The sequence below is a fragment of the Synechococcus sp. R55.7 genome (assembly GCF_047461955.1).
Lineage (GTDB): Bacteria > Cyanobacteriota > Cyanobacteriia > Thermostichales > Thermostichaceae > Thermostichus.
On sequence record NZ_JANSIC010000097.1, the window covers coordinates 1 to 9655 of the forward strand.

Genomic DNA, 9655 nt, shown 5'->3' on the forward strand with positions numbered 1-9655 from the left:
GAGAAAGACCCGCGCCACTATTCTGCCGAAGCGATTGCTCAAGATGCAGCCATTGGTGCTGTGGGGGGTACGGTGCTGGGCTTGCTCACAGGAGGCGTTTCTGCCTTAGGGGTCATTGGCGGAGCCGGAGCCGGAGTGGCGGTGGGCAATATCACAGCACCTCAAGTCGTGGTGTTGCGCCCTAACCAAACGATTAACTTGGCTTTGGACAGTCCGGTGCGTCTGTGATCGACAAATTTTTGATCTGGTTTTGATTTGGTTTGATCTGGAAGCAAAAAGGATCCCGGTTTTAGGCCGGGATCCCTGTTTGGTTTTAGGGATTTTTTCGAGGAACACCACCTTCAGTGCAAGTAGGTGTAGGCCCGCAGATTGTCTTCAAAGTGCTGCTGCAAGGCGCGGGCTTGATCCAGCGTGATCTGCCCTCGCTGCAGGGCGGTCTCGGTGGCGTGGTGGAGGGTCTCCACCAGATCTTCGCTGTTGTACTGCACCCAGCTCAGCACCTCGCCGATGGTGTCCCCCTTGATGACTTGGGAAACGTGGTAGCCGCCGGGGCGGGAGCGAATATGCACCGCGTTGGTATCGCCAAACAGGTTGTGCAGATCTCCGAGAATCTCCTGGTAAGCGCCCCCCAGAAACACCCCCAGCAGGTAGGGATGTCCGTTGGGGTCGTGCAGCGGCAAGACCGAGGTGATCTGCCCATCTTCGCCGAAGAAGCGGTTGATCTTGCCGTCGCTGTCGCAGGTGAGATCGGCCAGGGTGGCCCATTGGCGTGGCTCCTCATCCAGACGATGAATCGGCATGATGGGGAATACCTGGTCGATGGCCCAGCTATCCGGCAGGGATTGGAATAGAGAGAAATTGCCGTAGTAGATGCTGGCCAACATTTCGTCCAGATCCAAGAGATCCACCGCCACGGGGTGCCCTGCTTGGTGCTGCTCGTAGGCCAAGGTGCAGATCTTGTCGGAGCAGTTCCAAAACAGGCGTTCCACCTCGGCCCGCTCCTGCAGGCTGAGGGATCCCTCGGTGAACTGACGCAGAGCAGCCTCCTTCAGCTCCTGACAACGGCGGTAATTGACCACCAGAGTATCGGGCTGGATTTGGTAGTAAAGCTGGTTTAGCTTCTGGATCACCTCCGCATCGGAAGTGAGCTGGGTGGGCATCGGGTAGGGGCTGGCAGCGTTGACATCTTGCACGTCAAACACCAGCACCGACTGGTGGGACATGAGGGCGCGTCCGCTTTCGGTCACCAGTACCGGCGGCTGGATCCCGTGGGGTTCCAGGGCGGTGAGCACGGTCTGCACCACGGTGGCGGCGTAGTCCTCCATGCTGTAGCTCTGGGAAAAAGGATTGGGGGACTGGGATCCGTCGTAATCAACCCCCAAGCCACCGCCGATATCCAGGTAGCCCATGGGTGCCCCCAGCTTGACCAGCTCGATGTAGATTTGGCTGGCTTCCCGCACGGCTCGTCCATGCACGCTCACCATCGAGATCTGGGAGCCGATGTGGTAGTGCAACAGGCGTAGACAATGCAGCTTGCCCGCTTCCCGCAGCCGTTCCACCACTTGCAAAATCTCGGTGGCCGTGAGGCCGAACTTAGCCCGATCCCCAGCCGAGGTGCCCCAGCGTCCACTGCCCTGGGCGGAGAGCTTGGCCCGTACCCCCAAGATGGGGTCAATGCCCAGTTGGTCGGCAGCCTGCAGCGCCAGCTCCAGCTCTTGCAGCCGCTCCAAAACGATGATGGGTGTGCGCCCCAGCCGCTGGGCCAAGAGAGCCGTCTCCATAAAATCCCGGTCTTTGTAGCCGTTGCAGATCAGCAAAGCCCCGGGAGTATCCAGCAAAGCTAGGGCAATCAACAGCTCCGGCTTGGATCCCGCCTCCAGGCCAAAGTGGTAGGCACGACCGTGTTTCACCACTTCTTCTACCAGGTGGCGCTGCTGGTTCACCTTGACGGGGTAAACCCCCCGATAGACGTTGGGGTAGCCAAAGCGCTGGATGGCCTGCTGAAAGCTCTCGCAAATTTGCCGCATGCGGTCGGCCACGATCTCGGGAAAGCGAATCAAGAGGGGCAACTGCAGGCCCCGCGCCACCAGATCCATCACCAAGTGGTACAGGTCAATGCCCGGTTCCTGCTGCTGTAAGCCCTGTGGGGTCACCTCCACATGACCGGCGGCGTTGATACGGAAGTAGGGATCCCCCCAACCTGAGATGCGATAGAGCTTTTCGCTGTCTCGCAGTGTCCAGGGAGAACGAGTCAAAGTCGGCATAGTAGTCCCCCAGATACCGAGATGTGAACAGCGCAGGATTTCTGCACAGAATCCACAATATATTGCCTTATTCCAGAATATGTCAAGATTTTTCTGGTGCGGGGGGACTCAGGCCCAAAAACCGCTAAGCCTTGCCAGACAAGGCTTTGGCTTGGGGATCTCTGTGCAACTGCCGCAGAACTCAGCTCGCTCAATCTCTTGTTTTCACTGTTTTTCTTGATTTTCCTCTTGAATTCTCCGTTTTCCGTCTCTCCTTTCTGAGCTTGGGTCGGATCCCGACTTTTGCTGGGAAGCGTAGCGAGGAATACGGGGATGGTACAGAGGGAAAGACAGCCACCTGGGGAAAGTGGGCCACGCACGGGATCCCAAGAGCTCTCGCCGGCAACCCTTGACAGGGCCCCGCAGGCAAGACAAGGATCGGGGCGGTGACCTCGGAGAACCTGAACCATGGCTCAACTGCCCCGCTTCCGTCGCCGAGAAGTGTTGCTTTCTTTATTGGCCACCGGCGCTACCTTGAGCGCCTGCCAAAGGGGATCCCGTTCTGACCAACCCAGCGGCAGGGATCCCGTTCCTGCCTCCGGCAGCCAGTCCTCCGACAAAGTTTTGCTGATCAACGGAGCCGGGTCCACCTTTCCGGCTCCTCTTTACTTGCGCTGGTTTTCCGATTACCGCCAGGTGGATCCCAAGGTGGAGATCAATTTCCAACCGGTGGGCAGCGCCGCTGGGATCCGGCAATTTATTGACCAGACAGTGGACTTTGCCGCCAGTGATGTGGCCATGACCGATGCCGAGATCGCCGAGGTGAAGCGGGGTGTGGTCATGATCCCGATGACCGCAGGCAGCATTGCCGTAGGCTACAACCTGCCGGGGATCCCTTCTGGACTCAAGCTGTCTCGACCCGTTTTGGTGAAGATCTTTCGCGGCCAAATCGACCAGTGGCGGGATCCGGAGATCCTGGCCCTGAACCCGGAGCTAACCATTCCCGATCTGCCCATCACCGTCTGCTACCGCTCCGATGGCAGCGGCACCACCGATACCTTTACCCGCCACCTGGCGGCCATCGATCCGGCTTGGGCCTCAGAAATCGGTGTTGGCATGTCGCTGGAGTGGCCGGTGGGCATTGGGGTGAAAGGCAACGAGGGCATGAGCGCCCAAATGCTTCTCAGCGAAGGGGTGATCGGCTACGTGGAGTCGGTCTATGCCCGCGAGCTGGATCTGTCGGTGGCAGCTCTGGAGAACCGCCGCGGCGAGTTCATTCTCCCCTCCCCGGAAGCCTCGGCCCTGGCCTTGAGCGAAATTGAGCTGCCGGAAAACCTGCGGGCTTTTGTGCCGGATCCCGCTGGCCCTGGAGCGTATCCCATCGTCACCTACACCTGGATCCTGACCTACCGCCGGTACTCGGATCCCGCCATGGCCGCCGCCCTGCAAGCTGTGCTCCGCTGGGCCCTTACCGAAGGACAAGCCCTGGCCGAGGAGATGGGCTACCTGCCCCTGGCCGCAACCGTTGTGAACCGCGGCCTGGAGGCGCTGCAGCTTATCCAGAGCTAGCCTGGCAGCAGTCCCCCAAGAGTTGCCAATAGCTGCCAACCCAGGCCATACCCCAAGCGGCACCGAAAGCAAGGCTGCTGCAGGTACGGAGATCCGTAACCGGTCTGCCCTTCAGCCCCGAGAAATGGGCGGCATTCTCGCCCTGGCCTCGCCAACCAGCTGGTTAGGATCGACCCAGGAAGTGACCAAGCATCTGCCGGATTTTCACAGATTGGCTGCCCAAGCTACTTCACACAGGCTGGCGGCGGTAACCGAAGCAATGTACTCAAGAAGAGGAGAATAAGGAGCCGATGGGAAAAGTTGTAGGAATTGACCTGGGCACAACCAACTCGGTTGTCGCCGTAATGGAGGGGGGTGTCCCCACCGTCATCGCCAATGCTGAGGGTACTCGCACCACACCCTCGGTGGTCGCCTTCACCAAAGATGGAGAGCGCCTGGTGGGCCAAATGGCCCGCCGCCAAGCGGTGCTCAACCCGGAAAACACGTTCTACTCGGTTAAGCGGTTCATCGGTCGTAGGTACGATGAGCTGAATGCCGACTCCAAGCGGGTCTCCTACCAGGTACGGCGGGATGAGCGGGGCAATGTCAAACTGTACGCACCCCGCCTGAACAAGGAATTTGCGCCGGAAGAGATTTCGGCCATGGTGCTGCGCAAGCTAGCGGATGATGCCAGCCGCTACCTGGGCCAGCCGGTCACCCAAGCGGTGATCACGGTTCCTGCTTACTTTAATGACTCGCAGCGGCAGGCCACCAAAGATGCGGGCCGCATTGCCGGTTTGGAAGTGCTGCGCATCATCAACGAGCCGACAGCAGCCTCTTTGGCCTACGGCTTGGACAAGCGCAACAACGAGACCATCCTCGTCTTCGACCTGGGCGGTGGCACTTTCGATGTGTCCATCTTGGAAGTGGGGGATGGCGTTTTCGAGGTGAAATCCACCAGCGGCGACACGCAGTTGGGGGGCGACGACTTCGACAAGAAGATCGTCGATTGGATGGCCGAGCAGTTTAAGCAAATGGAAGGGATCGACCTGCGGCAAGACCGGCAGGCGCTGCAACGGCTAACGGAAGCTGCGGAAAAAGCCAAGATCGAGCTGTCCAGCGTTTCCGAAACCACCATCAACCTGCCCTTCATCACTGCCACTGCCGATGGGCCCAAACACCTGGAGCTGAAGCTCTCCCGCGCTCAATTTGAACACCTCTGTGCCGACCTGCTGGAGCGCTGCAAGGGGCCGGTGGAACAAGCCCTGCGGGATGCCAAGCTCACCAAGGCCGACATCAACGAAGTGGTGCTGGTGGGGGGATCCACCCGCATTCCGGCGGTGCAGCGGCTGGTGAGGGAGCTGCTGGGCAAAGAACCCAACCAAAGTGTCAACCCCGATGAGGTGGTGGCGGTTGGGGCGGCCATCCAAGCGGGTGTGCTGGCGGGCGAAGTCAAAGACGTGCTGCTGCTGGATGTCACCCCCTTGTCCTTGGGGGTGGAAACCTTGGGCGGCGTGGCCACCAAGCTCATCCCGCGCAACACCACCATCCCCACCCGCAAGTCGGAGATCTTCTCCACTGCCGAAGATGGGCAGACCTCTGTGGAAATCCACGTGGTGCAAGGGGAGCGGGAGCTGGCCCGCGACAACAAATCTCTGGGCCGCTTCAAGCTGGACGGGATCCCGCCGGCCCCCCGCGGTGTGCCGCAGATCGAGGTCACCTTCGACATCGACGCCAATGGCATCCTCAAGGTGACGGCCAAAGACAAAGGCAGCGGCAAAGAGCAGAGCATCTCCATCACCGGCGCCTCTACTTTGGATAGCAAAGAGGTGGAGCGCATGATTGCTGAGGCAGAAAAATACGCTGCCGAAGACCGGGCCCGCCGGGAGAAAATTGAGCGCCGCAACAAGGCCGACTCGCTGGCCTACCAAGCCGAGCGGCAGTTGAAGGAGTTGGGCGACAAGATCTCCTCCAGCAAACGCAGCCAAATCGAGACTCTGGTGCGAGAACTGCGGGAGGCCATCCAGCGGGAGGACGACAGCGCCATCCAGAGCAAAGAGCGGGAGCTGCAAGAGGCTCTCTACGCCATGAGCAGCGAGCTGTATCAACAGCCTGGGGCCTCCTCTAGCTCCGCTTCCGGCTCAGGGAAGACCTCCGGCGGCAGCGATGATGTGATCGATGCCGACTTCACCGAGAGCAAGTGACTGCTCAGGGATCCCTCCGTGGGCCGCGGGCCCAGGGCGGATCCCGCCCTTACTTGTAGCGCCGATAATGAGGAGGGACGGGATGGGCGATGGCGTCTAGCCCGCCTCCTCATTTTCTTCAGTAGGTCGGAGGGAAGGAGCCCTTGCCGGGGACGCCTAGCCTCGTGGTTTTCTGCCCACTCTCAGCGATTTGCCTGCGGACGCCTCCATGCAAAACTTTAAGGACTACTACAAGATTTTGGGGGTCAGCAAAACGGCCACTGCCGATGAGGTGAAACAAGCCTATCGGCGCCTAGCCCGCAAGTATCACCCAGATGTCAACCCCAACGACAAAGCGGCTGAAGAGAAATTCAAAGACATTAACGAAGCCTACGAAGTTCTCTCGGATCCCAGCAAGCGCAGGCAATACGACCAATTTGGCCAATACTATCAGCAGGGCGGGTTTCGCTCCAGCCGCGATGCCTACACCTACAGCAGCAGCCCCTTCAGCCAAGACTTTGGGGGGAGCGGATTTGGGGGGAGTGGCGTCGATTTCAGCCAATTTGATGATTTTCAAGACTTCATCGATCAACTGCTGGGCCGGGTGCGCAGCCAAACCACAGACCGCAGCAGCGGATTTTCGGGATCCACTGGCAACACCAGTTACGATGCTGAGGCCACCATCCAGATCAGCATTCCAGAAGCTTTTGAGGGGGGCAAGCGTCGCCTGCGGGTGGGCGGGGATCGCGTGCTCGAGGTAAACATCCCGCCGGGAATTACGCCAGGGAAGCGGATTCGCCTGCGCGGCCAAGGCCACCCCAACCCCAACGGCGGTGCCGGTGATCTGTACCTTAAAATTGAGCTGAAAGACCACCCCTTCTATCGCCTAGAGGGATTCGACGTTTACTGCGATCTGCCCATCAGCCCCAGCGAAGCGGTTTTGGGCGCCCAGGTGGAGGTGCCCACCTTGGATGGGGTGGTGAAGCTGCGGATCCCACCTGGCATGCAGCCGGGGCGAAAGTTGCGGCTGGCGGAAAGGGGATTTCCCAAAGGCAACGGAGAACGGGGGGATTTTTACGTGGTGGTGCAGATCCATTTGCCCACCCAGATCTCCGAAGAAGAGCGAGAACTTTACGAAAAGCTGCAGCGGGTTCAATCCTACGATCCCCGCGCCACCCTTAAGCTCTAGCATTGATATTCTCCGATATTCTCCCACGGCCAAAGCCTCAAGATTCTTGACAAGCGCTCCGCGCCGCCTGAAAGCAGGAAGCCGCCCTTCTAGCTTGCTTCCGGTAGCGGTAGGGCGGGGCTGGAGGCCCAGCCTTGGGGTCAAGATGGGGTCCTGCTGGAATCTGGTTGCGTCGGCGGGACGGGAGCTGCATTTGCTTCCAGAGGTTCCTGACGAGAGCATCCCTGGCTCCATTGCAGTTGCCGCAGGATCCCGCGCAACAAGGCCACCTCGGCTACGGTCAGGCCGGCTCGCTGGAACAGGGCGCGAAACTTGAGCATTTTGCGGCGGGCTGTGTGGGGGTGCAGGTAGCCAATTTGCAGCAACAGCGCTTCTAAGTGGTCGAAAAATCCCTCCAGCAGCTCGAAGGGGGCAAGCCTTTGAGGCGAGGGCATAGGAGGAGCAGGGGAAGGGCTCTGGCAGACGAGGGTGTACAGCTCATAGCAACAAATGGCCACGGCTTGGGCCAAGTTTAAAGAGGGATAGGTCGCATCGGTGGGGATCTGGATCTGGCGATGGCAAAGGGCCAGCTCCTCGTTGCTCAAGCCGCGATCTTCGGGGCCAAACACGAGGGCGGCAGGGCCGGCGGCCAGCAGAGCGGGAAAGGCTTGGCGGGGGGACTGAATTTGCCATTCGGGTGGGTAGGTTTGGCTGCGCCCCGTTGTCCCGAAAACCTGCACACACCCTTGCAGGGCTTCGGGCAAAGTTTGCACCTTCCGGGCTTGATGGAGCAGGTCTGCCCCATGCACGGCTGTGGTGATCGCTTCCATATCGAGGGGATCGCATTGGGGATCCACCAGCACCCACTGCCTGAGGCCCATGTTTTTCATGATGCGAGCAACAGCGCCCAAATTGCGTGGCCCAGCCGGCTGCACCAATACAAGCCGCACCTGCGCCAGTTGTTCAGGGCCAGAGTGGGGTAATATCGGCATCAGGTTGGGATCCCCCAGAGTGCCTAGAGTAGAGAAGAGGAGCTTGATTTTGTCATAGATTGCATCCATGGGATCCGCATACCGTTGTTGGCTGAGCTTGATTTGTCTGGTGTTGGTGGGATGCTGCTGGGGATCCCCGGCGCTGGCTGCCCCTTCATCGCTGGCAGGGCCGGCTCAGGTATTGCCCCAGCTCGTTCGCGATAGCGACTCAGAGCGGTTTTCTCTGGCCGAGGCGCGGCAGCGGCTGGAAGCCATTGCCGAGGTCATGCGCTCGATTCGCCTGTGCAACCGGCCCAACTGCCGCTACCGAGATATCGCTGTGGACGTGTGGCCTGTGGACATATCCATCCCCAATGGTGGTGCCGAGCCGTTCTACGAGGGCAGCATCGACGCCATTATCGACCGTCCTTCCGGCAGCTTGGATAAAGCCCACTACCGGCTGCAGTTTCGCCAGGGGCGCTGGCAGTTGCTGGGGGGCGAAGAGGTGTCCGATGTCTCTTCCTTTTTCTTTGAGGGAGATACCTACGAGGTGTTCAGCGCCTACGGCACCCGCAGCCACAAAGCCAAGTTGGCAGATGCCAGCAGCAACCTGCGCGTGGGCTATCGGGAGCTGTATTACCGCGTTTTCGACCAGGGCCAAGAGCGTTTGCACTAGCGCTGCGGAGCACGATGAGAGGCCGGCAACACACCTTAGCCAGCTCTATTGCCCTAGAAGGCGTTGGCCTGCACACCGGCCTGCCAATTGGCTGCAGTCTGCATCCAGCTCCTGCCGGCAGCGGTCGGGTTTTTGTGCGGGTGGATCAACCGGGATCCCCTGAGATCCCGGCTCGGTTGGGATCCCTGGCCCCTGCCCATCTCTGCACCCTGTTGCAGCAGGGATCCCCCTCTGTTCAAGTGCAGACGGTGGAACACCTGCTGGCCGCCCTTTACATCCTGGGCATTGACAACTGCCGCATCGAGGTGGAGGGGCCGGAGCTGCCGATTCTGGATGGCTCTGCCCTGCCCTTTGTAGAGGCCATTGCCCAGGCCGGGATCCAGGCCCAAGATCAGCCAGCCCTGCTGGGGGTGATCCAAGAACCGGTCACTGTCTGGGCGGGGGAAGCCTTTGTCAGCGCCCTCCCCCATCCTACAGCCCGCTTTACCTATGGCATCGATTTTGCCGATTGCCCGATTGGAGAACAGTGGCTGAGCTGGAGGGAGAACAGGCCGGATTTTGTCCAGTCCATTGCGCCGGCCCGCACCTTCGCCCGCCAGCAGGATGTGGAGCTGGCCCGGGAACGGGGGCTAATCCAGGGGGGCAGCCTGGAAAATGCCATTGTCTGTAGCCAAACCGAGTGGTTGGGGCCATTGCGCTACCCAGATGAGCCGGTGCGCCATAAGCTGATAGATTTACTAGGAGATCTCAGCCTCCTGGGCTGCCGACTGCAGGGGCACATTGTGGCCTACAAGGCGGGCCATGCCCTGCACCACCGTTTGGCCGAGCAGTTGCTCAAGAGTGGATCCCTGCTGATCCATGAAGAG

Annotated in this window: 8 protein-coding genes; 6 read left to right on the top strand and 2 right to left on the bottom strand. The window is 60.1% G+C overall.

The window, feature by feature from the left end; translation table 11 throughout:
* Window positions 1-228, top strand: a 228-nt coding sequence (locus NW820_RS06775) for a hypothetical protein (RefSeq protein ID WP_414407051.1), incomplete at its 5' end; no start/stop codon positions are given.
* A gap of 113 nt (window positions 229-341) precedes the next feature.
* On the opposite strand, the gene speA is transcribed toward NW820_RS06775, so the two are convergent.
* The gene (speA, locus tag NW820_RS06780; RefSeq protein ID WP_414407052.1) at window positions 342-2264 is read right to left on the bottom strand and encodes a biosynthetic arginine decarboxylase; all 1923 of its coding nucleotides are present in this window, start codon (window positions 2262-2264) and stop codon (window positions 342-344) included.
* Window positions 2265-2711: 447 nt separating this feature from the next.
* Between speA and pstS the strand changes: the two genes are divergently transcribed.
* The 3 genes from pstS to NW820_RS06795 all read left to right on the top strand — a co-directional run bounded on the left by pstS (window position 2712) and on the right by NW820_RS06795 (window position 7163).
* Window positions 2712-3812, top strand: a complete 1101-nt coding sequence (gene pstS / locus NW820_RS06785; protein ID WP_414329476.1) for a phosphate ABC transporter substrate-binding protein PstS — start codon at window positions 2712-2714, stop codon at window positions 3810-3812.
* Window positions 3813-4102: 290 nt separating this feature from the next.
* On the top strand, window positions 4103-5995 hold the full coding sequence (gene dnaK / locus NW820_RS06790; RefSeq protein WP_414398493.1) for a molecular chaperone DnaK: 1893 nt from the start codon (window positions 4103-4105) through the stop codon (window positions 5993-5995).
* Between the two features lie 208 nt (window positions 5996-6203).
* Window positions 6204-7163, top strand: a complete 960-nt coding sequence (locus NW820_RS06795; protein WP_414349958.1) for a DnaJ C-terminal domain-containing protein — start codon at window positions 6204-6206, stop codon at window positions 7161-7163.
* Between the two features lie 140 nt (window positions 7164-7303).
* Here the strand turns inward: NW820_RS06795 and NW820_RS06800 are convergent, their stop codons facing one another.
* Window positions 7304-8203, bottom strand: coding sequence for an RNA methyltransferase (locus tag NW820_RS06800; protein ID WP_414341667.1), 900 nt, complete (start codon window positions 8201-8203; stop codon window positions 7304-7306).
* Between NW820_RS06800 and NW820_RS06805 the strand changes: the two genes are divergently transcribed.
* Both NW820_RS06805 and lpxC read left to right on the top strand, forming a co-directional pair.
* Window positions 8202-8789: a hypothetical protein gene (locus NW820_RS06805; protein WP_414407053.1), complete on the top strand. Its 588-nt coding sequence runs from the start codon at window positions 8202-8204 to the stop codon at window positions 8787-8789. The two genes, NW820_RS06800 and NW820_RS06805, sit on opposite strands and share 2 nt — an antisense overlap.
* Before the next feature lie 14 nt (window positions 8790-8803).
* On the top strand, window positions 8804-9655 hold an 852-nt coding region (gene lpxC, locus NW820_RS06810), incomplete at its 3' end, for a UDP-3-O-acyl-N-acetylglucosamine deacetylase (RefSeq protein ID WP_011434326.1).